Source organism: Dickeya chrysanthemi NCPPB 402, assembly GCF_000406105.1.
Lineage (GTDB): Bacteria > Pseudomonadota > Gammaproteobacteria > Enterobacterales > Enterobacteriaceae > Dickeya > Dickeya chrysanthemi.
On sequence record NZ_CM001974.1, the window covers coordinates 4,495,556 to 4,521,640 of the forward strand.

Here is a 26,085-nt window from a genome sequence, read left to right on the forward strand (position 1 = left end):
AACATCCGGTTAAAAACAAGAGCTGAATCGCTTCAACAGATCATTCCCAAAAAACATTGCATTAATTTACTGATAACATCACGCATAACCAACACTCTCTTGCCTCGCGAGCAAACCGCGCTGCAGTACTATCTTGCGCTGATTCATAAGAATTTTTTGTGAATAGGATCACGAGTAACAATCAGGTTAACAAAGCGTGAAAAATGAGAGGTACACAGGGGAATACAGAGAGAGGAAAACAGAACAAAAACGTGGCGGGAACGACGCCCCGCCATATGTGTCGCCGCGCCGTTACCGACCGCGCGCCAAGGCAACCAGCAAACGCAAGCTGGACGAGTAATAATCTTCCGCAGCGCCGGGCTGATCGCTAAGCCCGTCGAAACTGCCCATCGTCAGGTCACGCACCGCCAGTAAACCGCCCTGCATACTGTAAGGCGCGGTGTTATTGCTCAACACATCGACCCAGGCCGGCGTCGCCAAACGGGGATAATTCCGCCAATACAGTTGGAACGGCACCAGCGCCATCGTTTTGGCGTCATACCAGTACAGGTACAACGGAATACGGATAGCATCATAACTGAAACGCGACGGCCAGGCGGTTGCCGGCGCCATGCTGCCATCGGCGTTTAACGCCACCCAATCCGTCGGCAATCCCGTCTGCCCGAAACGCATTTCTCCAATCAACGATAAGCTATCGTCAATCAGTTGCCGCCAGACCTGAAGGTGGCTGCGATTGGCAAAGTCGCGCCAGGCGGGGAACAAGAAATACGACGGGTTAAGGACGACATAGCTGTTCTTGTTGAAGCCATACGCACCCGGCAACATCACGGTGCGCCCGGCGAACTGAATAATTTCGTTGCTGATGATCGCTTTCTGGATGCCGTCGGAAGCCTGCAAATAGCGGTTGTCCTGCCACTTGTTACCGGCCTTCAGCAACGCCCAGGCAATCAGCACATCGCCGTCCGCTGCGTTGTTCCGATCGGCTACCGGGTTGGATGCCGCCGGGTCATAACGCCAGTAAAACAAGCCGTTGACGGTATTTTTCAGGTGGCTCTGCGTCCAGTTCCACAGGTTATCGAACGCCGCACGGTCATCGTAATGCACCGCCATCAGCATGGCGAAACCCTGGCCTTCGGTATGGCTGACATTCTTATTGCCGGTATCCTGAATGCGCCCGTCTGCGGTCATGAAGCGGCTTTTATAGGTTTCCCAGCCGGTTGCCGCCGTCGCCGACACACTAAACCACACCATCAGCATCAATATCCAACCACGCCACATTGGCTTTAGCATGTTATGCCCCCGGCTCAGTGTTGGTAACGAAACAGCAGAACCGAACTATCATCGGTTTCCTGATAAGACAACGGCACCTGTTCCGCCCCGCCCTGCTCGCGCAACCAGCGACTGTAAAGCCCCTGCAATACTGCCGCCATCGCCATACGCCAGCGTGTGCTGCCCGCCGTATTGAACACGCCAGGCACTGCCAGATGGTAGATTTCCAGACGGTTTTCATACGGGCGCAGATCCACGCATCCCCAGTGAAACAGCGACAGCACTTGATTCATCTCCTGCTCAAGATCCACCACGGTTATCGCCTCAGACAGCGGGTAACGTTCAGCTAGTTGTTCGCCCATGTGACGTAAAAACGCCAGCCCTTCCTGTTCGCCGGCGTTATCCATCATCCCGTTGACGATCACGCCGAACAAATCCGCCCAGCCGGGTGGCAATTGCTGCTGGTGATAATAGTTCAGTGCATGTTGTTGCATGTCACTCATGCTTATTTGCCTCCGAGCCCATAGCGGAAATAGAGCTGGGCCGTGGTTTCGTTATAGTTGCCAAAGGTGTCGTAGCTCATCTGTCCGCCGACGGTCACATCTTTAGTTACGCGATAGTCCGCACCGACATGCGCGTTATAGCCAACGCCGCTCTTACTCTCGCCGGCATAGTGAGATTCTTTGGCTAACCCAGCCGATTCGGCAGACTCCAGCAACGTCTGCCAGTCGGGATTATTGGGAAAATAGGCGCTGCGATCGCGTGAATAAGATTGGAAACCGACCGCTACGCCCGCTTTAACGCTCAGGTCATCATATTTCTGGCTCCACTCCACCGGCAGCGACACTGACACATAGTCCTGCGGGCTGAAATAGCCCCCCTGACCATAGCTGTAATAACCGAGGTTTTTGGAGAAATTCATCCAGCTCAGGCTCACGCCGGTTTTCAGTTCGCGATCACGGTCATGGAACGGCCGGATATAAGCGCCGGCATTCGCCATCACGCTGGTATTGTTCTTCACATTTTCGCCGAGATAGCTGTAAGCGCCACCGCCGCCATAGAAACCGACATCGCCGTTGTCATAGCTCAGCAATACGTTGCCGCCGTTCTTGGTGACCTGCCCCCAGCGTTTGCCGGTCAACGCATCTTTAGCGCCGACATACGACAATAGACTATCCGTTACCGCACGTCGTTCGCCGGTCACCACCAGCGTCAGGAAGTCGGTCAGTTTCGGCGACCACTGCACCCCACCTACCAGTGTATTCAACTCCTGGCCCAACGGCGTACTACCGAAGTCAACTTTATAATTCTTACCGATCAACGCCAGATTCAGCTCCGCCCCGGACGCACGCCGCCCGCCGGGTGAATCAACATTCACCAGATCGATATTTGGCTTACGAGTCGAATTCTGCAGGAGGCCCTGCATGTTTTGCAGATTTGTCAGCCCGGCGGCGGTGAGCGGGTTCAAATCGTTAAAACTGAGATTAGGCACGTTGGCACCATTCGCACGCTCGTTTTGCAGAGTCTGAACCGCTGCGGTAATCGACTGAGACAGCGCACCGGTGCCGAAACGTCGGCTGGTTGTACCGTCGGCCTCTCCGGCATTCATGGTGATCGGCGTAACACTAAAATTGATCCGCGCATCGCCAAACGAACCGCTCGACCAGGTCAACGGCGCTTTGGCTTCGGTTAACCGGCTCAGGCCCGACTCGCCATCGCGGCCGCGAATCTGCACCCCGGTTTGTACCCAGCCGCCGTTATCCCTCTCCAGATCGTCCATCATGGTGTTGATCTGGGTTAGCGTAGCCGCTGATTGCTGAGCCGGTGCGGTATCGCCGGCAGCAACATCATTACGTTGCTGCCACGGCATCACGGTGCCATAAGCGGAAGGATTACCGGCAGTACGGGTCGCCGCTGGCGTCGCACGATTAATGAACGGATTATCCGCCACGGCCAGGCCGCCGATCGCAGGCGCTTTGCCGGGGACGGCGCCTTCCAGCCCCACGGCTTTAGCACGAGCGGTTCTCAGGTAGGCCAATGCCTGATCGCGGTTGCCTTCGGCGTCCGCAACGCGGGCCAGCAGCAACAACCGCTCCGGCGTTTGTTCACCCTGTAACCCGGCGGACAACGCCTGCGCCTTTTTCGCATCGCTACGCTCCAGCGCCACATTAATGGCACCGACGCGCGCTTCCTGCGTCGGCGTATCGTGCGACAACAGGTAGTCGTAAACATCCGCCGCCTCTTTGTGCATTTTGCCGGACTGGTATAGCCGGGCCATCGCAAACATCAGGTCGGTATTTTTCGGATCGCGTTGCAGCGCACGGGCCAGCTTATCGTAGGCCTGTGCATACTGTTGGTTCTCTCGCAGACTATCGGCTTCGCGCACGACGAAGCCGGTACGCAGCTGATCCAACTGCGCGGCGCTGCTGCGCGACACCAGCTCCGGGCGGCTCAGCCACGACTGCGCCTCGTCGCTCAGCCCGGCCTGATTCAGCACACCGACCTGATCGGCGTAATCGCCGGCGTTGCCCTGCACGCCGCGCTGCATGTTGTTGCGCACCAGCGCCACCGCCGCCGTAGTATCGCCCGCCGCCGCCAGCGACCGGGCCAGTTTGCCCGCGTCGGCCGGGTTGTCCGGCGGCGTGACTGACAACGCCCGCAGCGTGTTGGCCGCAGCGGCGTTCTCGCCCCGCGACAAATAAACCTGCGCGGTCACCATCTGCAAATTGAAATTGACCCGCCGCGCCAGGCTCCGGGTATCCTCGTTCTGATTGCGCGGCGGAATGCGCGACAGCAACGTGCTGGCCTGCTGCCAGGCGTTATTTTCACTGGCGAACAGCGCCGCGGCGTACAGGTCTTCCGCACTGGCGCCGGTGCGGAATAACGGCTGCATCAACGCCGTCGCCGCCGCGGTATTGCCCTGCTGCTGGTAAATCCGCGCCAGATCGAGCTTCAGCCAACCGTCGTTCGGGAAACGCTGCACACCCTGCTGTAGCAGGCCGATGGCCCGGGTGGTATCGCCCGCCGCCAGTGCCTGTTTAGCTTCATTACGAACCGGCGAGCTGGTGGCGACCGGGCGCGGCGCCATACTGCGACGCACGTTCTCCGGCAAGGCGGTAAACAGGGTATTGGCCTCGTCGGCACGATTCTGCTCACGCAGAACGTAATACAGCCCTTCTTTGGCGTTACGGTTATCCGCATCCGTTTGCAAAATATCGCGGTACAGCCGTTCCGCCTGCGAAAAATTGTTGGTACGACGCAGTACATCCGCCCGGAACAGTTTCGCCGTCAGCCCTTTATCGCCGCCGGCCTGCGCCAGCGGTTCGCTCAGCGTCAACGCCTGCGCCGTATCGCCGCTCTTCATCGCCTGCTGAGCATTCGCCAGTTGGGCGTAGAAACGGGCGTCGTCCGCCTGCTGCCGGCGCTGTGCACTGTTCTCGCCGCCTTGCCGGGCGGCACGCTCCAGCCAGGACGCCGCGGCGGCGAAATCGCCGCGACGCTGGGCGGCATACCCCATGCCCGCCAGCGCATCCGCGTCTTCCGGGTTAGCCTGCAGCACCTGGCCGAATGCGGTTTGCGCACTGGACAGATCGCCGCTGTTGAGCGCGGTAAAGCCTGTGTCTTTCTCGTTGCCGCCCACATTTTTGCGGTAATAGTCCATCACCGCGGTATCCTGCGGATGCCGCTGCTGGTAGAGCTGATAGAGCGGGACGTCGTCTATCTTCGGCGCCAGCCACAGCAACGCCTGCCGCATCGCCTGATCGGCATCGGCGCTGCCGGACGCCAGCCCGCTCAGCATCTGCACCCCTTCGCGGCGGGTCGGCTCCTGATAGGTCAGCGCTTTGCCGAGCGCCACGGCGGCATGGGTATCCTGCGGGTGCGCCGCCGCAAACTCGCGCAGGTGGTCAATCGCTTGCGGCAATAATGTACGGTCGCCCGCCATGGTCAGGTAGTATTCCGCTGCGATGCTGGCCGGCGGCTGGTTGCCGCTAAACAGATTGCGCCAGGTTTGCAGCGACGCGCTGATATTACCGCTGCGCGCCTGCTGACGCGCCAGCGCCAGTTGCGACGGCGGAATAGTCGCGGCCTGTCGGGCATTATCCAGCGCCTGCAATAGCGGGTCCTGCGGCGATGCCTTGCTCAGGCGCTCACGCCATTTGGTGGCCTCGGCGTTATCGCCGCCGTTTTGGGCGTACAACGCCATCAGGTACAACGCCTGCGAGTTGTTGGCGTCCACCATCAGGATTTTTTGCAGCGCGTTGCGGGCAAGATCGTCGTGAGAACGCTGATGCCAGTAATCCGCCTGTTCAAACAGCGCCTGTAGCGCCGGATTAGCCGGTGCCGCCAGTGCACAGGTCGACAGCATACCGCCGACCAGCACCCCGGAAAGAGACAGTGACTGACGGATGCGGGCTGTTAATGTCGTCATCTTCATAGGTGGCTCACTTATTTTTTATCCGATCCCGCATCACGTCGGGTCGACAGCCTTTTCTCCGCCTGTCGCCGGAGGATCGATGCCAGGCTCAGCCCTATGGCCGCCGCCAGCAGCATTGCGGCGACCGCCATCAACACCGAATGCTGATTGGCGTACCAGACAATCATCATGTACCAGGGCATTTCACCACTGGGGAACTGTGGCCCCACCCGGAAACTGCGCACGCTGTTTTCGTCGGTAATGATGGCGGTATCGCCCCGCACCGCGGCGTTAATGTTCGGTGAGTTCAGATCGCCATATAGCCGCAATAACTGCTCGTCGTCGCTGCCGGTGGCAACCACCACCACATGTTCGGGACTCCACGGCGAACGATAGCTCAGGAAACCGCGCCAGGCTTCGTTAGACGAGAAGTAACGGTCGGCATCCAGCGGCGTGCGGTCCCAGTCGCCGGTCACCAGGGTTCGGAAACGCTCCCCGATGCCGGGCGTCTTCACGCCAAAGGTATGGTCATTGACCATGTAGGGCGAATCGGCCAACAGTTTTTGATTGAACGCCGCCTGCTGCAGCGTGGTCACCGTCAGAACATCGCTGTTTTCCAGTTTCTGGCGGTCAGCGCCGTTGTCCGGCAAGCCGAACATCACACGGTTGTGATTAAGGCTGACCCCTGTGGCGTCGCCGGCGCGGCCGGCCAGATCCAGCAACAGACCGATTTCGGCATCGGAGGGATTTTCCGGCAGCAGCATCACGGTTTGCGCGTAATCCGCCTGGCGGGTGAACGGAAATGCCACGCCTACAAAATAGGACAGATTCGGCAACAAGGTGAAATGGCGCGTCCGGCTCAGATCGATCGACGCGCTATCGGCAATCTGGCTCTTGATGTTGTTATTCAGCAGCACACTGCACGGCGCATCCTCTTTCGCACGGATGTTGAAGTAGAGCTGGAACTGGTTATAGCCGTAAATCAGATACGGGTCGACCTTCAGCGTATAGCTCTCCTGGCGGGTATCGCCGCCCATCTCGCGCCACAGTTGTTGCAACACGCCAATCTTGTTCACCGTCAGGTTGCGCAGGAACGTGCCGTTGAGCATCACGTTCAGGTACGAACGGTTTTCATCAATCCAGCTTTCCGACGGGAAACGGTAATCGACTTGTACCGGAATGGCATCGCCGTCCCACAGGAATAAATCCGGCGCGGCGCGGAAATTAATCCGCAGCGCCTCATGCCAGAGCCCGCTGACCGTCATGTTTTGATCGGCGCGCTTCAGTTCGCTCAACCGTACCGGCCGATCGGTATTGATCCAACGCGGTACGTCATAAGCGCGGCGAAACGGTATCGTCTGCGGCGTGACCGAAAGGGTGGAAGCATCGCCGGTCAACGGCTGGCTGGCCAGACGGTACGCCGCCTGTCGCAGTTGCTCGTCATCCTTGCCGACCACCAGCATCAGTTTGTAAACAGGATTCACCGGGTTATCAATCAGTTGCAGCGTAGGCACGGCGACTTCCGGCAGCGTCAACGCGCCGACTTTCTCCCCTGGGCGGCCAAACACCATGCCGTTTTTTTCGGGCAACGCATCGCGTATTACCGGGAACGTCACGCCGTAGCCGTCCATCCGCGTCCCCAGCCAGGAGGCGACCAGCGATGCCGCGCTGACTTGCCCCGGCGTCACACTCGCCGGAAACACCATGGTTACCGAGGCGGGCGTCATCTGCAACGGGTCGACGAACGGACGCGGGAAATTCTCCAGCCGGGTGCCGATATCAAGCTGCTGCCCTTCCAGATGCAGAATCGTGGTCGGCAGGATGGTCAGGTTGTAGCGGGTCGCGCTATCGCGCTCGCATAGCAGGCGGTCGGCATCATTGATGCGAAAACTCAGGTTGTTGCTGGATACCACCATCGCGGCAGGAATATCCAGTTGAAACAGCGTGCTGTCGCCCGTCGCGGCATTCAGCGGCACGGTGCCCAACGGCTGACCGTTCAGCATCAGTTGCATCGAGGTATTCAGCGCCGCCAGTTCCGGCGATACCCGCAACGCCAGATCCAACCGCGCGTTGGTGACCACCTGGTCGCCCGGCAGAGTAAAAATCACCCCGGCCTGCGCCTGACCGCCCGCCAGCGTGATCCCCTGCGTTTGCCCCATCTGCGCCACGGAAACATCGCTGGACAGCGGCTGGTAGCCTGCGCCGGCCTGATCGCCGACAGCCGCGGGCAGCAACATGGCCGGCGTCGTTAACGACGGCGATACCGGCGACGGAGACTCCGGCGCTATCGGCGCCGCATCCGGCTCCGCCGGGAGCAATGACGTTGATGATGTTGATAACGTTGATGACGTTGCCGGGGCCGGCGACGTTACCGGCGGCATCGCAGGTAACGATATCGTCGGCGCCGATTCCGTCGTGGCTGTCTGCGGAGTACCACCGGGGCTGAGCATCGCAGGCAGCGGCTCATCCGCCGTATTATCGCCGGCCGCCAGCACGCCGCCCGCGCCCAGCGTCAACACGCTGCTCACACACAGTGACAGCAGCGCTTTTAGAAAACGTGGCGTCATCATGCTGCGGCGTCCTCTTTTTTCAGGTCCGCTTTTCTGCCGCGGCCCCGCAAACTCATCCAGAAGAACGCGCAAACCGTACAGACTACCGCCCACAGCGAGCGCAAAGGGCGATCCTGCGGCCAGGGCTTGCCCATCCAGGCATCCGCACGCGACAACACCACGCGTACCAGCGCCCGGCGCTGGGCCAGCGGAATATCATCGAATCGCAGGCGAATGGTGTCGTCGTCCGCCGCCACCGACTGCGCCGGCAGGCAGATTTCGCTGGATTGCAGCAACAGTTCAACCGCCTCAATCTCATCGGTTTTGTGGCGCTGGTCCGGCGCTTTAAGCTGCACCCCGCCCATCGACAGATTGACGGTGGTGGTGCGGGATGCAATACCGCTGGCGTAATGGATAATGGCCGGCACATCCACATCAATACGGATGGTCTTGCGCACCTGTTTAGTTTCCCGCGCCACGGCGATCGCCGCCAGCAGGGTCAACAAGCTGAGCAGCGCCCATCCCACGTTCAGCAGCATCACATAAGGGTCAACATTGAAATAATCATGCGCGACAATGCGGGTAATGCCGGCCACCACGCCTGCACCCAGCAACACCGCCGCAACGATATGCGGCCGCACGATACGAAAATCAAAAAAACCTTCGTCCAGCAACCCGCCTTTATCGGTCACGTTAAATTTGCCGCGCGTCGGCGAAAACAGGGTGACGATCGTCGGAATCACCAGATGGAACGCCATCACCGTTTCGTAGATTTCGCCCCAGAAGCTGTACCGAAAACGCCCGTTCATGCGCGAGTTAAGGTACATCGACACCATCAGATGCGGCAGCGCATAGGCAAAGATCATCGCCGCCGAAGCATGAATAATATTGAGATTAAACAGCAGGTAGGCCAGCGGCGCGGTCAGAAACACCACGCGCGGTAAGCCGAACTGGAAATGCAACATGGCATTGAGGTAACACAACCGCTGCGGCCAGCTCAGCCCACGGCCGAATAACGGGTTATCGACCCGGAAGATTTGCGTCATGCCGCGCGCCCAGCGGGTACGCTGAATCACATGCAGCACCAGCCGTTCGGTCGCCAGCCCTGCCGCCAGCGGCATCGACAGAAAAGCCGACTTCCAGCCTTTGCGCTGCATCTTGATGGCGGTATGCGCGTCTTCCGTCACGGTTTCCACCGCAAAGCCGCCGATCTCGTCCAGCGCCGAACGACGAATCACCGCACAGGAGCCGCAGAAAAAGGCCGCGTTCCAAAGATCATTGCCTTGTTGCACCGGCCCGTAAAACAGCGCGCCTTCGTTCGGCATATTACGCGCCGCGCGCAGGTTACGTTCGAACGGATCCGGCGAGTAGAAGTAATGCGGCGTCTGCAACAACGCCAGCTTCGGGTCCGACAGGAACGGGCCGACCGTCGCCTGCAGGAAAATACGCTTGGCGACATGGTCGCAGTCAAACACGCAAATCAGTTCGCCCTGCGTCAACCTGAGCGCATGGTTGAGATTACCGGCCTTGGCGTGAGCATTGTTATCGCGGGTGATATAACCGACGCCCGCTTGCGAAGCGAACACGGCAAACTCGCTGCGCTTGCCGTCATCCAGCAGATAGATTTTCATTTTTTCGCGTGGGTAGTCGATGCACTGCGCCGCCAGCACCGTATCACGCACCACATCCAGGCTCTCGTTATAGGTAGGGATATACACATCCACCGTCGGCCACAATTGGGTGTCCTCCGGCATCGGCTCAATCACCCGCTCCAGCGGCCAGGCCGTCTGGAGAAAACCTAATAACAAAATAACCCAGACATAGAGCTCGGCGATAAATAAGCCAATACCCAGAATAGCTTCAATTTCAGAATTGAAATGCAGGGTTGCCGTTGCCCGCCAGTATATATAGCGTGTCGAGGTCAATACCGACAAAACAATCAGTATGACCGTGACTTGCCGACTCTTGTTTAATCCCAGCAAAAACATCAGCGCCAGGCTAATCAGGCCGAATATATATTGTTTTTCACTGTCCATCGGGGTGATGACAATCACCGCCGCAACCGGTAGCAATAACAACAACACGGTTAAAAACAGGATTTTTTTCATCGATTATCCTGATATTTCATTGATGGAAAACGTTCGCGCGCACATACCTTGCGCTGAGAAAGCCAGCCGGGGAACATGAATTCCGTACGGATTAGGCCGAACCGGCGCTTAATTGGCCGGAACAGTCTGGTAGGCTGGAAAATCGGCGTGAACTTCTCCGTTACCGATGCGGATATCCAACAGCGACGCAACGCGTTTTCCAATCAGCTCAATATCAAACGCCGCGGCGGAAACCGGGCTGAAATCAAAAATAGATCGCTGGGAAGCGTTGGCCTCAGCGACGCTTTCATCGCGGTGTACGCTGCCTATCAGTTTATCCGGCATACGTTGCTGGACAAACGACGCCACCTGACTGCTGATCGTACGGCGGTTATCCGTCTGGTTCAGCAACAGGTAAGATCCCTTGCGGCGGTTCAGCGCCTGGCCAGTCAGCTTGTTGCCCTCAATGTGCGGCATCAACGACAGAGAGGCGGTATCCGCCATCATCACCACCAGATGCAGATCGGCCAGTTCGGTCATCGCCTTCAGCGCCGGGCTCGGCCCGGGCGGGAAATCCGCCACGATCACCAGCCCCGGATAGTTCATCACCGTACTCAGACCGCGTTTAATAAACAGCGGGTCGGTCGTCAGACGGTGCTCAAACGCCAACCGCTGCTCCTCGGTGACATTGCCGTAGGGCAACACGAAAATATTATCGTCCGTGGTCAGGATAGACTGGCTCCAGTCGGCCGTTTCATCGGATTTGGCGACGTAACCGCGTTCATCGCCCAGCGGTACGCCAAAATGCAGTCGCAGTGCATTCTGTACATCAAAATCAATCGCCAGCACCTTGCTGCCGCCGCGGGCCAGCGCATAGGCCAGATTAGCCGCCATGGTGGTTTTGCCGACGCCACCTTTCGGAGAACAAACACAAACTAACGGCATAACGCGATTTTCTCCAGCAAGGGTTTCAACAACATGGTCTTAGGTGCCGAATGGATTTCATCAGGGCGGTGACGAGTGAATAACTGGCGAAACCGGCCGGCTTCTGGAGCAACCTGAGCCCCACCCATTACCGGAGCAGACGCCGCCGGTGCAGACGCCAGCGGATGCGGACGTGCCGCTTCCGGCGCAACGTCGATCGCCGCCGCCGCTACCGGTACAGGGGCAGGCACCGCCTCAACCGGCGGCAATGACGCAGCAACCGCATTAAACAGAGCAGGCGGGGTATCTTCGGAAGAACCGGAAGCCAGAGCAGATGTTGGCGTTACACGCCGAGACGCTGACGGCACCGGCGCAGACAAGTCATGCAGATTAGCCGGCACCGGTTGCGCAATACTCACCGGTTGCGCGCCGGACAGCGAATCATCGCTTGCCTGGTTGCGCAACAGCTGTTTCATGATCGGCCAGACTACGGTGTCAGATTGCAATACCTGACCGGACATGTCCCTGAAATTCATATCTTTTATCTGGGCTTTATCCTTAAAGCGCTGCATATCATCATAACTATTCATCTAACTGACATTTCCCTGGAAAGGGTGACGGCGAATATAGCGCTGGGAGACAGCGCAAAAAACAATCTTTTAGGATTAGTCTTATACCGAGATTTGCGATGAAGGTAAATTACCCCGGAAAAATAAATAACATCATCCGCAAGTGAACATTATCTTCTTTAACGTACTGAAAGCAGAGTAATTTATCGGGCTAAGATTCTACTGTCTCAATAATCCCCAGGTGGTTAATCACCGAGGGAATTACCTGTTCGATGCCGAACGATAAATGACCGCGAGAAGATAGCGTAGTGTTCGTCTAAAATCCACGATTAAATATTGACCAGACGGTTAAAGTAAATTAAATAATCCCACACCTCGGATTATCACCCGACAGTACGTTATGACTGACGCGCCAGCCGCAACGGCCAGCACCGCGTGCCGAATACATTGACCAGCAATCCCAGCATCACCAGCAACCCTCCCGACAGTTGCCCGCCCGATAGACTTTCCCCCAGCAGTAGCGCCGCGCTCAGTATGCCAACCACCGGCACCAGCAGCGATAACGGCGCGACCCGCCAGGTTTCATAGCGCGACAACAGATAGCCCCAGATGGCGTATCCGAAAAGCGTAGAAATAAACGACAAATACATTAGCGCCATTACGGTAGGTAACCGAATCGTCGTCAGGCTGGCGACAATGGCGTCTCCACCCTCAAATAACTCAGACAGTTTCTGATGTTGTACGAAGTCTTGGGTAACCTGAACGATCTCAACGCACTCACCAGCCAGGTACATACCCCCACCAGCATCGAAGAGGGGCTTAAAAATGCTTAGTGTACCTCTGGAAGTTATACGCCGCCTGAGCAATGGCCGGGAAGAACGTGTTGGACAACTGGCGGGGCAGGCTGGTTTATCAAAGGCTTGAGAGGTTCTCAACATAGCGGATGAGCTCTATGACATCGCCAAAAACTTTCATCGGGAAGCCAGCCACTTCAGCCTCCCGGCACCACTGATTACCGGCATTCAGCAGGAGATCGATAGCAAGTGGCGGCAATTAAGGGAGTAAAGCGTGCCTGCTCGCCAATCGTAAAACAGCCCCGATTTTAATCGGGGCTGTTTTTGTTTCACTACCGATGTTACTCACTACAGACGTCAGCTTGCCTGACTGTCTTCCTGCTCCACCGCGAAGCAGGCGACCAGTTGCTCACCATGCGGTTTCAGCTGCGGTTGCAACTGGGTGCAGGTGCCGAAACGGTGCTGGCAACGGGCGTTGAAGGCGCAGCCCGGCGGTGGGTTGAGTGGGCTTGGCAGCTCACCGGTCAGCTTGATGCGTTCGCGGCGGGCGTCCGGGTTCAGGCGCGGCGTCGCAGACAACAGCGCCTGGGTGTACGGGTGGCGCGGATTGTTGAAAATCGCGTCTTTGCTGCCTTTCTCGACACAACGGCCCAGATACATCACCATCACTTCGTCAGCAATGTGCTCCACCACCGACAGGTCGTGGGAGATGAACACGTAAGACAGCCCCAAATCCTGCTGCAAATCCATCATCAGGTTCAGCACCTGTGCACGCACCGAGACATCCAGCGCGGACACCGGTTCATCGGCGATCACCACGTCCGGGTCGAGCATCAACCCGCGGGCAATCGCGATACGCTGGCGCTGGCCGCCGGAAAACATGTGCGGGTAGCGGTCGTAATGCTCGGTTTTCAGGCCGACTTTCGCCATCATCGCCAGCGCTTTTTCACGGCGTTCCGCCTTGGTGAGATCAGTGTTGATCACCAGCGGCTCTTCCAGTATCTGCCCGACCTTTTTACGCGGGTTGAGCGATGCGTAGGGGTTCTGGAACACGATCTGGATTTTCTGTCGACGCAGCTTCTGCGCCGCAGGGTCCGGCTTGAGTAAATCCTGTCCCTGATAGTACAGCTCGCCGTGCGACGGTGTTTCAATCATGGTCAGCAGGCGTCCCAGCGTGGACTTGCCGCAACCGGACTCGCCCACTACCGCCAGCGTTTTGCCGCGTTCCAGCGTAAAAGAGACGCCATCCAGCGCTTTCACCAACCGCTCAGGCGCAAACAACCCTTTTTTCACCGGGTAATGCTTTTTCAAATCAATCGCTTCGAGCAGGTACGGCTGCCCGGCGGCATTCATGGTCTGGCTCATACGGTTGGCCTCCCCGCATCATCCAGCGGTGTGTGACATTTCACCTGACGACCGGGAATATCCCGCATCTCAGGCTCTTCCTGACGGCAACGATCGCCGGCGTACGGGCAACGCGGATTGAGCAGACAGCCGGTTGGCCGGTCGTACTTGCCCGGCACCACGCCCGGCAGCGATGCCAGACGAGACTTATCGACCGCGAATTCTGGCAACGCACGCAGCAGCGCCTGGGTATAGGGGTGACGCGGGGCGCGGAAAATGTCCGCCGCCTTACCGGATTCCACCACCTGCCCGGCATACATCACGATAATGTGGTGCGCCGCTTCCGCCACCAGCGCCAGATCGTGGGTAATCAGGATCAACGCCATGTTCTCTTTCTGCTGCAATTCCAGCAGCAGTTCGATGATCTGCGCCTGAATGGTCACATCCAGCGCCGTCGTCGGTTCGTCGGCGATCAACAGCTTCGGCCGACAGGCGATCGCCATCGCGATCATGACGCGCTGGCTCATCCCGCCCGACAACTGGTGCGGATACACATCCAGCCGCGATTCCGGGTCGGGAATACCGACCTGATTCAACAGGTCGATCGCCCGCTGACGGCGGGTTTTACGGTTACCGCCCTGATGCGCCTTGATGGCCTCCATAATCTGGAAACCCACGGTGTAGCAAGGGTTGAGACTGGTCATCGGGTCCTGGAAGATCATCGCCACTTCCGCCCCCACCAGCTGACGCCGTTCCTTGTCGGACAGCGTCTGCAAATCACGCTGGTTGAACTCCAACCGGTCGGCCATCACTTTGCCGGGGAAATCAATCAACCCCATAATCGCCAGTGAACTGACGGATTTGCCGGAGCCGGACTCGCCGACGATGCCGACCACCTGCCCTTGTTCCACCTGATAGCTGATGCGGTCTACCGCGCGAAACGGCAACCCCTCATCACCAAAGTGAACGGACAGTTTCTCTACGTTGAGTAACGCCATCTCTCTACCTCTATAACTGCTTGCTCTATTACTGCTTGAGTTTGGGGTCGAGAGCATCACGCAGGCCGTCCCCCATCAGGTTAAATGCCAATACCGTCAGCAGAATCGCCAGACCGGGGAACGTCACCACCCACCAGGCGCTCTGCGCAAACTGCAGCACGTCGGAGAGCATAGTGCCCCATTCCGGTGTGGGCGGCTGTGCGCCCATGCCGAGGAACCCAAGCGCAGCCATATCGAGAATGGCGTTGGAAAAACCCATCGATGCCTGCACGATCAACGGCGCCAGGCAGTTAGGGAAAATATTGACGAACATCTGGCGTAGCGGGCCGGCACCGGCCACGCGCGAGGCGATCACATAGTCGCGGTTCACTTCCACCAGCACCGCGGCGCGGGTTAGGCGTACATAGTGCGGCAGCGACACGAAGGTCAGCGCCAGCGACGCATTGACGATAGACGGGCCGAAAATCGCCACCAGCACCAGTGCCAGCAGCAGGCTCGGCAACGCCAACATGATATCCACCAGGCGCATAATAGCGGCGTCAACCGTACCGCCAAAGTAACCGGCGAGCAGCCCGAAAACGACGCCGAGGACAAGCGACATCACCACCACCAGACAGCCCACCAGCAGCGACAGGCGCGCGCCGTACATCAGGCGCGACAGCACGTCGCGACCCACATCGTCGGTGCCGAGGATGTACTGCCAGCTGCCGCCGTCCTGCCAAACCGGCGGTTTAAGCAGCGCATCGCGGAATTGTTCGGCGGGCGCATGCGGTGCCAGTACGCTGGCGCCAATTGCGATCACCAGCATCAGGATGATGTAAACCAGGCCGACGACGGCCCCTTTATTACGTTTGAAATAGTGCCAGAACTCCTGCAACGGGGTCATGGGCTTCGGCGCAGCCGTCGCTGCGGATTCGGTAACGTGAGTCATCTCCGCGTCCCCCTTATTTCTTATGCCGGATGCGCGGGTTAACCACGCCGTAGAGCACATCCACCAGCAGGTTCACCAGAATGATCATGGTGGCGACCAGCAATACCCCGCTTTGCACCACCGGGTAGTCACGGCGCTGCAGCGCATCGATCAGCCAGCGGCCCAGCCCCGGCCAGGAGAAAATGGTTTCTGTGAGGATCGCCCCGGCCAGCATGGTGCCCACCTGCAAACCAATCACCGTCACCACCGGCAGCATGGCGTTGCGCAATGCATGTACCACAATCACTCGCAGGCGGCTCAGCCCCTTGGCACGGGCGGTACGGATATAGTCTTCGCCCAGCACTTCCAGCATCGCCGAGCGCGTCATACGTACAATCACCGCCAGCGGAATGGTGCCAAGCACAATGGCGGGCAGCACCATGTGCATTACCGCGTCTTTGAAGTCACCTTCCGCACCCCAGATTAAGGTATCGATCAGCATAAAACCGGTCAGCGGCAGGGAGTCGTCCAGAAATACGGTGTCACCCACCCGGCCGGACACCGGCGTCAGGTTAAGCTGTACCGATACCAGCATGATAAGCATCATGCCCCACCAGAAAATCGGCATGGAATAACCGGTCAGCGCGATACTGACAGCCGTATGGTCGAACACGGAACCGCGTTTGACCGCCGCCAGCACCCCAACCGGAATACCGACGATCACCGCGAAAATCATCGCGCAGACACCCAGTTCCAGCGTGGCTTTGAAACGCGGCACGAATTCATCCCAGACCGGGATGCGGCTCTTGAGCGACATGCCCAAATCGCCGTGCAGCACGCCGTTGATATAGTGGACGTATTGCTCCCAGAGCGGCTTGTCCAGCCCGAGTTCCGCCATCAGTTGCGCGTGGCGCTCCGGCGAAATTCCGCGCTCTCCTGCCATGATCATCACCGGGTCGCCGGGGATCAGGTGCACGAAAGCGAAAGTCAGTAGGGTAATACCGATAAACGTTGGGATAACCAGCCCCAAACGACGGAGTATGAACTGCAACATATCCCGAACTCTCTGTGCTTTCTCGTATAGAGAATAAAGGGCCCGACGGTGCTCACCATCGAGCCTGACATTGCTCACTGCATTAAAACGGGCGTTGAAGCGCCCCCTGCCGTTCCCCTACGGAAACACGCGTCTCCAGAAACACTCGTTTCCAAAAACACGCATCGCCAAAAACAACAGGGGCGATAGCGCTGCCATCGCCCATAAATGTGACGTGATAAGATAATTAATCTATTGATACGTGATTGAAGCTATGTACGCCGCGCGGCTCGATAACGTAGCCTTTCACGTTTTTACGGATCGGTTCATACACGGTGGAGTGCGCCACAATCAGTGCCGGAGCCTGATCGTGCATCACAACCTGAGCCTGTTTGTACAGTTCGATACGTTTAGCCTGATCGGACACCGCACGAGCCGGTTGGATCAGGTCTTCGAACGGCTTGTAACACCACTTGGAGTAGTTGGAGCCTTTCTTCGCCGCATCGCAGCTGAACAACGTCGCCAGGAAGTTATCCGGATCCCCGTTGTCGCCGGTCCAGCCCATCAGCACGGTCTGGTGTTCGCCGGATTTCGCGCGTTTTAGGTACTCGCCCCACTCGTAGGTGACGATCTTGGCTTTCACACCGACTTTCGCCCAGTCAGCCTGAATCATCTCCGCCATACGGCGCGCATTCGGGTTGTACGGACGTTGTACCGGCATCGCCCACAGGTCTATCTCAAAGCCATTTTCCATACCGGCTTCTTTCAGCAACGCTTTGGCTTTGGCCGGATCGTAAGCGTAGTCCTTAACGTCGTCGTTATAGCCCCACATGGTCGGCGGAATCAGGTTTTTCGCGGCCTGACCGGCACCCTGATACACCGCTTCGATAATAGCCTGCTTGTTCACCGCGTAAGTCAGCGCCTGACGAATTTTCACGTTATCCAGCGGTTTCTTCTCAACGTTGAACGACAGGTAACCCACGTTCAGACCCGGCTTCTGCAGCAGTTCAATGTTCTTGTCCTGCTTCATGTTGGTCAGATCGGCCGGGTTCGGGTACGGCATCACCTGGCATTCGTCTTTTTGCAGCTTGGCGTAACGCACAGAGGCGTCCGGCGTAATGGAGAACACCAGACGGTCGATACCCGGCTTGGTGCCCCAGAAGCTGTCAAAACGTTTGTAGAGAATGCGGGAATCTTTCTGGTACTGCTGCAACTGGAACGGACCGGTGCCGATCGGATCCAGGTCGATTTTCTCCGGCGTACCGGCTTTCAGCATTTTGTCGCCATACTCGGCGGACATGATGGAAGCAAAGTCCATCGCCAGGTCAGCCAGGAACGGCGCTTCGGCGCGGGTCAGTTGGAAACGGACGGTATAGTCATCCACTTTCTCGATTTTGCTGATCAGGTCCGACATACCCATGCCTTCAAAGTACTCGTAGCTGCCGCCGGAGACTTTATGGAACGGGTGGTTGGCGTCCATCTGACGCTGGAAAGAGAACAACACGTCGTCGGCGTTGAAGGTACGGCTCGGTTTAAACTCTTTGCTGTCCTGCCACTTCACGTCTTTACGCAGGTGGAAGGTGTAGGTTTTGCCATCGGCGCTGATGTCCCACTTTTCGGCCAGGCCCGGCTCGATTTCGGTCGTCCCGCTTTTGAATTCAACCAGACGGTTATAGATAGGAATGGAGCTGGCATCAAACGTCGTACCAGACGTAAACAGCTGCGGGTTAAAGCCTTCTGGAGAACCTTCTGAGCAATACACCAGGGTTTTTGCCTGTACACCGGCGGCAACGGACAGCGCCAGCAAACCAAGGCTGAACTTCAGCACCCTTGATTTCATCAGGGATTTAGCCATTACATGAACTCCATTGTGGATGTTGTGTGTCAGTCAGACCTGTTGTTGTCATCGCGACTGTTGTGATGGCAACAGGGATATCGCAATTGGGGTTATCGCGATGATTTTTATCGCGGCGGTCTGTACTTTTCTTCTATTTCAGCCCGAGCAACGCGCCCAAAGACTGATGTAATAGTAAACAGGGAGAGACAACAGTGCGGGACAAGCAGGAAAACCCCCGCCAGCCCTGTCGGATCAATCATGATGATTCCAGGTACTCTGCCGCCCTCCTCCTTGTGACGCCCACAATGTGTCAACAGATCACAATCGCGTCAATATAACCTGTTAGGATTTACAAACAGAAACCGCAGAATCAGCAAGATATAAAATTAGCTCAGTTTGCCATTTTTTTGGTGACAACACCCACAAAATAACAAAAAATCAACAGATAAAACCACATCAGGTACAACGTGCGATAATTATCACCAAACAACACCCCATAGGAAAATCCTCTCGTATGGTGAATTACTGCACAATAAAACGTGTTAAAAAGGTTAAATTCAGGTGAAAATACTGACAAAACCCCAACCGCGATGATGTATTCCTATCATCCCTGCTGATATTCGCCAACTATTTGCGCATTATAAAAAAACTTTATCCCACCGAGCACAACTCGCCCGACGACAAACGACAATACCCTCGTCCGGCTTATACAAGCCCTTGCTTTGTTTCGTCTACCTTGTGCGATGCGGAAATAAAAAGTGAGCGCATCAATCGCCGAATGACCAATCCTGTCCTAATATCTTGTTACACTTCAGTGTCTTTAAAGTTCAAAAAAAAAGCGCCGATAGTCAAATAACAGTGACTTCACTGTTAAGCGTTCGATATTGATTACGATAGGGATCAAGATCAGGAGAACCATATGGTCAACCAATCACTACCAAAAAAGACAATGAGTATCCGCACCCAGATGTTGTTAATAGGCTCATTAACGATTGCTCTTGGTTTTGCTGTCACCATCGGAGTACTGAGCTGGCAATCCAGCCGCGAACAAAAATCACTGGCGGAGAGTTATTTACAGCAGATAGCCCAAAGTGAAGCGCTGAAAATTCAACAAAAACTCAACTATGACCGTGACGTGGCGCATAACCTCGGGCAGGCATTGATTTCGCTGCCGGCGGCGGGCATTAAAGACCGCGCAGTAGTCGATAAGGTGACGGAATATGCTCTGCGGGACAATCCGGATTACCTCTCAGTGTCGGTTATTTTCGAAGAGAATGCGTTTGACGGACGCGATGCCGAATTTATCAATAAGCCGGGCCAGCCGCCTAAAGGCCGCTACGCCTGGTTTGTCGACCGTGACCCGGCCGGCAATTACAAAATGAACCCGCTGCTTTCCTACCTGACGCCCGGTCAGGGCGATTACTATTTGCTGCCGCAAAAAAGCCAGAAAGATACATTAATCGAACCCTATTCGTATGCCTATAACGGCGTCCCAACGCTGCTGACATCGGTAGCGGCGCCAATGGTGTCTCAGGGAAAACTGTTTGGCGTGATCACTGCGGATATTTCTCTTGCATCATTACAGCAAACCGTTAATCAAATTAAACCCTGGTCAGGCAGCGGCTACGCGATGCTGCTCTCCAGCGCGGGCAAAGTGGTTTCTTATCCGGATAAATCCATGACAAGCAAGGTCTGGAACGAAAAAACGGACAGCCTTACCTCAGCCGTGGTGCAACGTGATGATGCGATAATGGGCGAGAAAGCGCTGGTAACCTGGTACCCCATCACCATCGGCAACAGCACGGATAAATGGTATCTGGGTATCGCTGCGCCGGTGAACAAAGTCATGGAAGCCGCCCAACAGCAGTTAATCAATGCCGTGATTCTGATGGTTTTCAGCATTCTGTTGGTGAGTGCGTTGCTGGGAATGACCTTCAACCGGAAAGTACTTAAACCACTTGGCGGCGAACCGCTCGAAGCAGCCACCATTGCGCTGTCGGTTGCGAGCGGGCAGCTCAACAATACGATTGCGATCAAACCGAATGATCGCAGCAGCCTGTTTTTCGCTTTGCACACCATGCAATTACAGTTACGTCAGGTGGTAGAACAAATCAAGGAAGCGGGTAATGCGGTGCATCAGGGGGCGGCAGAGATTGCCAGCGGCAACATCAATCTCGCCTCACGCACTGAGCAGCAAGCTGCCGCACTAGAGCAAACCGCCGCCAGCATGGAGCAGATAACCGCAACCGTGAAACACAATGCCAACAATGCTCATCAGGCTACGGCATTAACGGAAAACGCCACACAAATCGCCCGTCGCGGTGAAACGCTGGTCGGCCAGGTGGTTCAGACGATGGCGCAGATTGACGATAGCGCGAAAAAGATCGGCGACATCACCACCATGATCAACAGCATTGCTTTCCAGACCAACATCCTGGCGCTGAACGCGGCGGTTGAAGCCGCTCGCGCAGGCGAACAAGGTAGGGGATTCGCCGTGGTGGCATCGGAAGTTCGTAGTCTGGCGCAACGCAGCGCCAACGCGGTGAAAGAGATTGCCGCGCTGATTGAAGAATCCGGCCAGCGTGTTGAGAATGGCGTACAACTGGTGAACGATGCCGGTAAAACCATGCAGGAAATGACTCAAGCCGTCAGCTCGGTACAAACTATTATCAATGAAATTGTTAATGCATCGGATGAGCAGGCGAAGGGGATAAGCCAGGTCACCATTGCCGTGAATGAGATGGACGGCGTAACACAGCAAAACTCGGCGCTGGTGCAGCAGATGTCTGCCGCAACCGGTTCACTGGAGGAACAAGCCATGCTGTTGGCCCAGGCGATAGAGCATTTCCATTTAGAACAACACGGTCATTCAGGGCGCCACGCCCCGTCGCGAGCGCAACACGCATTACCCAGAACGGTATAAAACCAAAAGGAAAAACCAGCCACCCGGTGACCGTCAGGCAATCCATGCTGGAGCGGTTCACCGGGCCGGCAAATCGAATTATTTTGGGTATACAATCGATTTTTCCCGCCGTTACTTAAGATATTTTATTTATATAACTTTAAAAATTTATTTTTATTTTACCCCTAACGTGTTACTTTTATATAGCAATAAATAACCCATCCATATAAATATCCCACCCACAACATTCACAAATTAATTTTAATTACAAAATGGCGAATTAAGTTATTTAAAGATGAATTGCTGTGAGGTTCACAATTCCCCTATATTTGTAGTGAACGGCTATTATTTTTAACATTTCTCCATGCTAGATTACCTGCCATATCATTATAAAAATAACATCGCATTCGTCTTTGATGGTGTATCTCATATACCCAAAATAATTCGAGTTGCAGGAAGGCGGCAAGAGAGAGAATCCCGATGAGCTTACTCAGGTAAGTGATTCGGGTGAACGAACGCAGCCAACACACCTGCAACTTGAAGTATGACGGGTATGACCATGTGCTTTGCGCCCTAACGCCGTTTCCACATCTTGCAGAGCAAGCTGATTATCTCTGTCCTATGCCGCTACAACAGGGTGAATATAATGAAAAATATTGAAACTGAAATCATGAGCGATAACACGCTCGCTACCGCCGCACCATCATCAGGTTTACTGGAAAGCATCAATAAAACCCGCATTGGTTCAGTGCCTTTTATTCTCTTTCTGGTTATTTCCGCCATTGTTTTTATTGCTTCCTATGCCAGCTACTTGCCTAAAAACATGATCGGCGGTTTTGCCGTTATTATGACTATGGGATTCCTGCTGGCCTATATCGGCCAACGTATTCCGGTACTGAAAGAAATCGGCGGCCCGGCGATTCTCTGCCTGATGGTGCCGTCGATCCTGGTGTATTTTCATCTGTTTAACGCCAACACGCTGGATACCGTCAAGCTGTTAATGAAAGACGCCAACTTCCTTTACTTCGTCATCGCCAGTCTGGTGGTGGGCAGTATTCTGGGCATGAACCGCGTCATCCTGATTCAGGGCATGATCCGGATGTTCATTCCGCTGGTGGTGGGCACCGCGACAGCGGTAGTGACCGGTTTACTGGTCGGTAAACTGTTTGGCTACAGCTTCTATCACACCTTCTTCTTCATCATCGTGCCGATCATCGGCGGCGGTATCGGCGAAGGCATTCTGCCGCTGTCGCTGGCTTATTCCGCCATCCTCGGTCAGGCGCCGGATGTCTACGTCGCCCAGTTGGCGCCGGCAGCCGTAGTCGGCAACATTTTTGCCATCATCTGCGCCGGCGTGCTGGCCCGTATCGGCGTATGGCGCAGTGACCTGAACGGTAACGGCAATCTGGTGCGCAACGAAACCGACAACGCGTTGTTTGCGGTAAAAGACGCGCCGAAAACGGTGGATTTCCATCTGATGGGCGGCGGCCTGCTGCTGATCTGTACCTTCTTCATCGTCGGCGGGCTGTTTGAAAAAGTGCTGCATATCCCCGGCCCGGTACTGATGATTCTGATCGCAGTGTTGTGTAAATACGGCCGTGTTATCCCATCCAGCATGGAAACCGGCGCCAACAGCTTCTACAAATTCGTCTCCAGCTCACTGGTGTGGCCGTTGATGATTGGTCTGGGCATGTTGTATGTCCCGTTGGAAAGCGTGGTGGCGGTGTTCTCCGTCGGTTACGTGGTGGTGTGTGGCTCCGTGGTGCTTTCGATGGCGCTGATCAGCTTCTTCATTGCACCGTACCTGAAGATGTATCCGGTCGAAGCCTCCATCGTGACCAGTTGCCACAGTGGTCTGGGCGGCACCGGCGATGTGGCGATCCTGTCTGCATCCAACCGCATGTCGCTGATGCCGTTCGCGCAAATCGCCACCCGTATCGGCGGTGCTTCTACCGTGATCGCCGCCACCCTGCTGCTGGGCTGGCTGGTGTAATTCTTCATCGGATTTATATGCGACAAGGCCACGGATTCCGTGGCCTTTTTCGTTTTATACCGCCAATAAAAAAGCCACATCGTTCGTGGCTTTGTCGTATTAGCGTTATTCGCAGTATTGACGCAGTGCGTCCTGCTTTTCCGGCAGTAGCCGGTAGAGATAAACCGGGCGGCCGGTGGAACCGTAGAGAATATTGGTATCGAGAATACCGGTATCGGCAAGATAGATCAGATATTTGCGGCAGGAAACGCGGGAAATGCCAATCGCATTGGCCAACATCTCGGTAGAGAATTCCGCTCCCTGATTGCTCTCAATCCACTCACAAACGGTGCGCAACGTCAGGCTGGTCAGCCCTTTCGGCAATTTCTTGCGCTCCACCGTCGGCGTGCCGCTGGTGCGACGAATCAGGTTATCGATATCCGACTGCGCGACAAACTCACGGTGTTTGAGCAGATTGGCCTCTTCCCGGTAAGCCGTCAGCGCCTGCTCGAAACGGGCGAACTGGAACGGCTTAATCAGATAATCCACCACGCCGTAGTGCAGCGCTTTTTTGATGGTATACACATCGCTGGCCGACGAAATAATGATGACATCCGTGTGTTCGCTAAATTCACGGATCGTAGGCAGCAAATCCAGACCGTTATCCTGCTGCATATAAATATCCAACAGCACCAGATCAATTTCGCAGTCCGGCTGCATCAGCAAATTTCGCGCCTGCTGCAACGTCGGCACCGTCGCGTAGCAGCTAAACCCGGAAATCTGATTCAGATAACATTTATTCAACTCCGCCACCATGGCGTCGTCATCGACGATCAGTACATTTATCATGGTCAAATTGCCTTAATCATGGTCAAACTGCCTTGCTTGATAAGGGATATTCACAAAAAACTGGGTATAAACGTCCGGTTCGGATTCAAAATCGATGGTACCACCGATTTTCTCCAGACTCTGCCGGGTAAGATACAAGCCGATGCCACGCCCGGAGCCTTTGGTGGAAAATCCTTCCTGGTAAATACGCTGCTGAATATCCGGCGCAATGCCCGGTCCGTCGTCACTGACCGTGCAGTGCAACTGCCCATCCTGATGATGGAACGTCACGGTAATCTCGCGGTTTTCCAGACCGGATAAGGCGTCCATCGCATTTTCGATGAGATTACCCAGCACGGTAATCAATTCATTGGTGGACTGCGAATCGTCGGTATCCGGCAACAGGCTGTCTTCGCTGATGGACAACGTGACGCCCAGATCCCGCGCCCGGTTGATTTTCCCCAACAGGAACCCGGCAATCACCGGCGATTTTACTTTTCGGATAATCGAGCCGATTTCCGCCTGATAATTATTGGCGGTTTTTAAAATATATTCTTCCAGTTGCGGGTAATATTTCAAATGTAGCATGCCGAGAATCACATGCAGTTTGTTCATGAATTCATGCGACTGGGCGCGCAAGGCGTCGGCGTAATACGACATCCCGGTCAGGCGTTGCAGCAACTGGCTGACTTCCGTTTTATCACGGAAGGTGGCGATGGCGCCGATGATATCGCCCTTCACCACCACCGGTACGGTGTTAATCAGCAGCAGGTTGCCGTTGAAATTGATTTCTTCATCCTGCCGCGGCGAACCGGACTCCAGCACCTTTTCCAGATTCATCAACGCCGGCCAGTGACTAATCGTGCTGCCGATCGCCAGCGTTTCACCCGAACCATGCTGGCTGAACAACCGCTTGGCTTCGTCGTTGATGATGGTAACGCGCAAGTCGGTATCGACCGCGATCACCCCTTCCTTGATTTGTTTGAGCATCGCGTTGCGTTGCTCGAACAGGTTTGAAATTTCGAACGGTTCGAAACCCAGCATGATACGTTTGAGGGTTTTCACCAGGAAATAGGTGCCCAGCAGGCCGACCAGCGCACCGAACAGAATGGTCCAGGGAATAATCCAACGATTCTCATTGATGACCGACTGTACGCTGGAAAGCGAAATCCCCACCACGACCACACCGAGTTGGTGGTTATTTTCGTCAAATACCGGCGTAAACACGCGTAGCGCCGGGTCCAATACCCCGCGATTCACCGCCGTATTCTCCAGCCCCAGCAACGCCGGGTAGAGATCATCGCCGATAAAGTGACGGCCGATCTGCCCCGGTTCCGGGTGAGAATGACGGATGCCGTCCATATCGGTCACAATCACAAACAACAGATGGTTGCGGCTTTTCACATTCTCGGAAAAGTTTTGTACCAGCATCGGGTCGCCGATGCCTTTCAGGTCATCCACCACGAGCGGCGAATTGGCAACCGTGCGGGCAATCGCAAAAGCTTTATCTTTGAGGTGCGTTTCGGTCAGTTCGGTAATACGGAAAAACAGCAGCGCGTAAACCACCAGCAGTACGGAGCCAATCACCGCCGACACCATCAGAATGATCGAAGTGCCTAACTTCAGCGGTGTCTTTTTTTACTCATTTCTCGCTC

The 26,085-nt window shown here is 55.9% G+C and carries 16 protein-coding genes and 1 pseudogene; 2 read left to right on the forward strand and 15 right to left on the reverse strand.

Going from position 1 to position 26,085, the window contains the following annotated elements; genetic code table 11:
• Positions 1 to 291: 291 nt before the first annotated feature.
• From DCH402_RS19960 to dppA, 13 genes and pseudogenes are all read right to left on the reverse strand, one after another.
• Entirely contained in the window at positions 292 to 1,290 is a 999-nt protein-coding gene (locus DCH402_RS19960; protein ID WP_040003071.1) for a glycosyl hydrolase family 8, read from the reverse strand.
• A 14-nt stretch (positions 1,291 to 1,304) separates the two neighbouring features.
• Positions 1,305 to 1,772, reverse strand: a complete 468-nt coding sequence (gene bcsD / locus DCH402_RS19965; protein WP_040003073.1) for a cellulose biosynthesis protein BcsD — start codon at positions 1,770 to 1,772, stop codon at positions 1,305 to 1,307.
• Between the two features lie 2 nt (positions 1,773 to 1,774).
• On the reverse strand, positions 1,775 to 5,704 hold the full coding sequence (locus DCH402_RS19970; protein ID WP_050583341.1) for a cellulose biosynthesis protein BcsC: 3,930 nt from the start codon (positions 5,702 to 5,704) through the stop codon (positions 1,775 to 1,777).
• Positions 5,705 to 5,715: 11 nt separating this feature from the next.
• Positions 5,716 to 8,253, reverse strand: a complete 2,538-nt coding sequence (gene bcsB, locus DCH402_RS19975; RefSeq protein ID WP_040003074.1) for a cellulose biosynthesis cyclic di-GMP-binding regulatory protein BcsB — start codon at positions 8,251 to 8,253, stop codon at positions 5,716 to 5,718.
• Positions 8,250 to 10,340 (reverse strand): UDP-forming cellulose synthase catalytic subunit, encoded by a 2,091-nt coding sequence (bcsA, locus tag DCH402_RS19980; RefSeq protein ID WP_050583342.1) that lies wholly within the window; start codon positions 10,338 to 10,340, stop codon positions 8,250 to 8,252. Before bcsA ends, bcsB begins: the two co-directional genes overlap by 4 nt.
• 108 nt (positions 10,341 to 10,448) lie before the next feature.
• On the reverse strand, positions 10,449 to 11,264 hold the full coding sequence (gene bcsQ / locus DCH402_RS19985) for a cellulose biosynthesis protein BcsQ (protein ID WP_027713545.1): 816 nt from the start codon (positions 11,262 to 11,264) through the stop codon (positions 10,449 to 10,451).
• Positions 11,255 to 11,833 (reverse strand): cellulose biosynthesis protein BcsO, encoded by a 579-nt coding sequence (gene bcsO, locus DCH402_RS19990; RefSeq protein WP_040003075.1) that lies wholly within the window; start codon positions 11,831 to 11,833, stop codon positions 11,255 to 11,257. Before bcsO ends, bcsQ begins: the two co-directional genes overlap by 10 nt.
• Positions 11,834 to 12,210: 377 nt before the next feature.
• A pseudogene (locus DCH402_RS19995) lies at positions 12,211 to 12,537 on the reverse strand (EamA family transporter); the annotation flags it as partial.
• A gap of 426 nt (positions 12,538 to 12,963) precedes the next feature.
• Entirely contained in the window at positions 12,964 to 13,959 is a 996-nt protein-coding gene (gene dppF / locus DCH402_RS20000; RefSeq protein ID WP_411431460.1) for a dipeptide ABC transporter ATP-binding subunit DppF, read from the reverse strand.
• Positions 13,960 to 13,967: 8 nt separating this feature from the next.
• A complete protein-coding gene (gene dppD / locus DCH402_RS20005) occupies positions 13,968 to 14,948 on the reverse strand; it encodes a dipeptide ABC transporter ATP-binding protein (RefSeq protein ID WP_040003079.1) in 981 nt (326 codons plus the stop codon).
• Positions 14,949 to 14,976: 28 nt separating this feature from the next.
• A complete protein-coding gene (dppC, locus tag DCH402_RS20010) occupies positions 14,977 to 15,879 on the reverse strand; it encodes a dipeptide ABC transporter permease DppC (protein WP_040003081.1) in 903 nt (300 codons plus the stop codon).
• 13 nt (positions 15,880 to 15,892) lie between these two features.
• Complete coding sequence (gene dppB / locus DCH402_RS20015) at positions 15,893 to 16,912, reverse strand: dipeptide ABC transporter permease DppB (protein ID WP_040003082.1); 1,020 nt, start codon at positions 16,910 to 16,912, stop codon at positions 15,893 to 15,895.
• Positions 16,913 to 17,138: 226 nt separating this feature from the next.
• Positions 17,139 to 18,746, reverse strand: a complete 1,608-nt coding sequence (dppA, locus tag DCH402_RS20020; RefSeq protein WP_040003084.1) for a dipeptide ABC transporter periplasmic-binding protein DppA — start codon at positions 18,744 to 18,746, stop codon at positions 17,139 to 17,141.
• 901 nt (positions 18,747 to 19,647) lie between these two features.
• Between dppA and DCH402_RS20025 the strand changes: the two genes are divergently transcribed.
• Positions 19,648 to 21,651, forward strand: coding sequence for a methyl-accepting chemotaxis protein (locus DCH402_RS20025; protein ID WP_081642197.1), 2,004 nt, complete (start codon positions 19,648 to 19,650; stop codon positions 21,649 to 21,651).
• A 625-nt stretch (positions 21,652 to 22,276) separates the two neighbouring features.
• Positions 22,277 to 23,623 carry a 2-hydroxycarboxylate transporter family protein gene (locus tag DCH402_RS20030; protein ID WP_040003086.1) on the forward strand — a complete coding sequence of 449 codons (1,347 nt, stop codon included), beginning with the start codon at positions 22,277 to 22,279 and terminating at the stop codon, positions 23,621 to 23,623.
• Positions 23,624 to 23,728: 105 nt separating this feature from the next.
• On the opposite strand, the gene dcuR is transcribed toward DCH402_RS20030, so the two are convergent.
• Both dcuR and DCH402_RS20040 read right to left on the reverse strand, forming a co-directional pair.
• A complete protein-coding gene (gene dcuR, locus DCH402_RS20035) occupies positions 23,729 to 24,451 on the reverse strand; it encodes a two-component system response regulator DcuR (RefSeq protein ID WP_029729176.1) in 723 nt (240 codons plus the stop codon).
• Between the two features lie 12 nt (positions 24,452 to 24,463).
• Entirely contained in the window at positions 24,464 to 26,029 is a 1,566-nt protein-coding gene (locus DCH402_RS20040) for a sensor histidine kinase (protein ID WP_050583343.1), read from the reverse strand.
• Between the last annotated feature and the right edge of the window lie 56 nt (positions 26,030 to 26,085).

Excerpts from the sequence above, each read along its gene's own strand:
- DCH402_RS19960 (WP_040003071.1), bottom strand. The coding sequence starts at position 1,290 with ATGCTAAAGCCAATGTGGCGTGGTTGGATATTGATGCTGATGGTGTGG.
- bcsD (WP_040003073.1), bottom strand. The coding sequence starts at position 1,772 with ATGAGTGACATGCAACAACATGCACTGAACTATTATCACCAGCAGCAA.
- DCH402_RS19970 (WP_050583341.1), bottom strand. The coding sequence starts at position 5,704 with ATGAAGATGACGACATTAACAGCCCGCATCCGTCAGTCACTGTCTCTT.
- bcsB (WP_040003074.1), bottom strand. The coding sequence starts at position 8,253 with ATGATGACGCCACGTTTTCTAAAAGCGCTGCTGTCACTGTGTGTGAGC.
- bcsA (WP_050583342.1), bottom strand. The coding sequence starts at position 10,340 with ATGAAAAAAATCCTGTTTTTAACCGTGTTGTTGTTATTGCTACCGGTT.
- bcsQ (WP_027713545.1), bottom strand. The coding sequence starts at position 11,264 with ATGCCGTTAGTTTGTGTTTGTTCTCCGAAAGGTGGCGTCGGCAAAACC.
- bcsO (WP_040003075.1), bottom strand. The coding sequence starts at position 11,833 with ATGAATAGTTATGATGATATGCAGCGCTTTAAGGATAAAGCCCAGATA.
- dppF (WP_411431460.1), bottom strand. The coding sequence starts at position 13,959 with ATGAATGCCGCCGGGCAGCCGTACCTGCTCGAAGCGATTGATTTGAAA.
- dppD (WP_040003079.1), bottom strand. The coding sequence starts at position 14,948 with ATGGCGTTACTCAACGTAGAGAAACTGTCCGTTCACTTTGGTGATGAG.
- dppC (WP_040003081.1), bottom strand. The coding sequence starts at position 15,879 with ATGACTCACGTTACCGAATCCGCAGCGACGGCTGCGCCGAAGCCCATG.
- dppB (WP_040003082.1), bottom strand. The coding sequence starts at position 16,912 with ATGTTGCAGTTCATACTCCGTCGTTTGGGGCTGGTTATCCCAACGTTT.
- dppA (WP_040003084.1), bottom strand. The coding sequence starts at position 18,746 with ATGGCTAAATCCCTGATGAAATCAAGGGTGCTGAAGTTCAGCCTTGGT.
- DCH402_RS20025 (WP_081642197.1), top strand. The coding sequence starts at position 19,648 with ATGGTCAACCAATCACTACCAAAAAAGACAATGAGTATCCGCACCCAG.
- DCH402_RS20030 (WP_040003086.1), top strand. The coding sequence starts at position 22,277 with ATGAAAAATATTGAAACTGAAATCATGAGCGATAACACGCTCGCTACC.
- dcuR (WP_029729176.1), bottom strand. The coding sequence starts at position 24,451 with ATGATAAATGTACTGATCGTCGATGACGACGCCATGGTGGCGGAGTTG.
- DCH402_RS20040 (WP_050583343.1), bottom strand. The coding sequence starts at position 26,029 with ATGGTGTCGGCGGTGATTGGCTCCGTACTGCTGGTGGTTTACGCGCTG.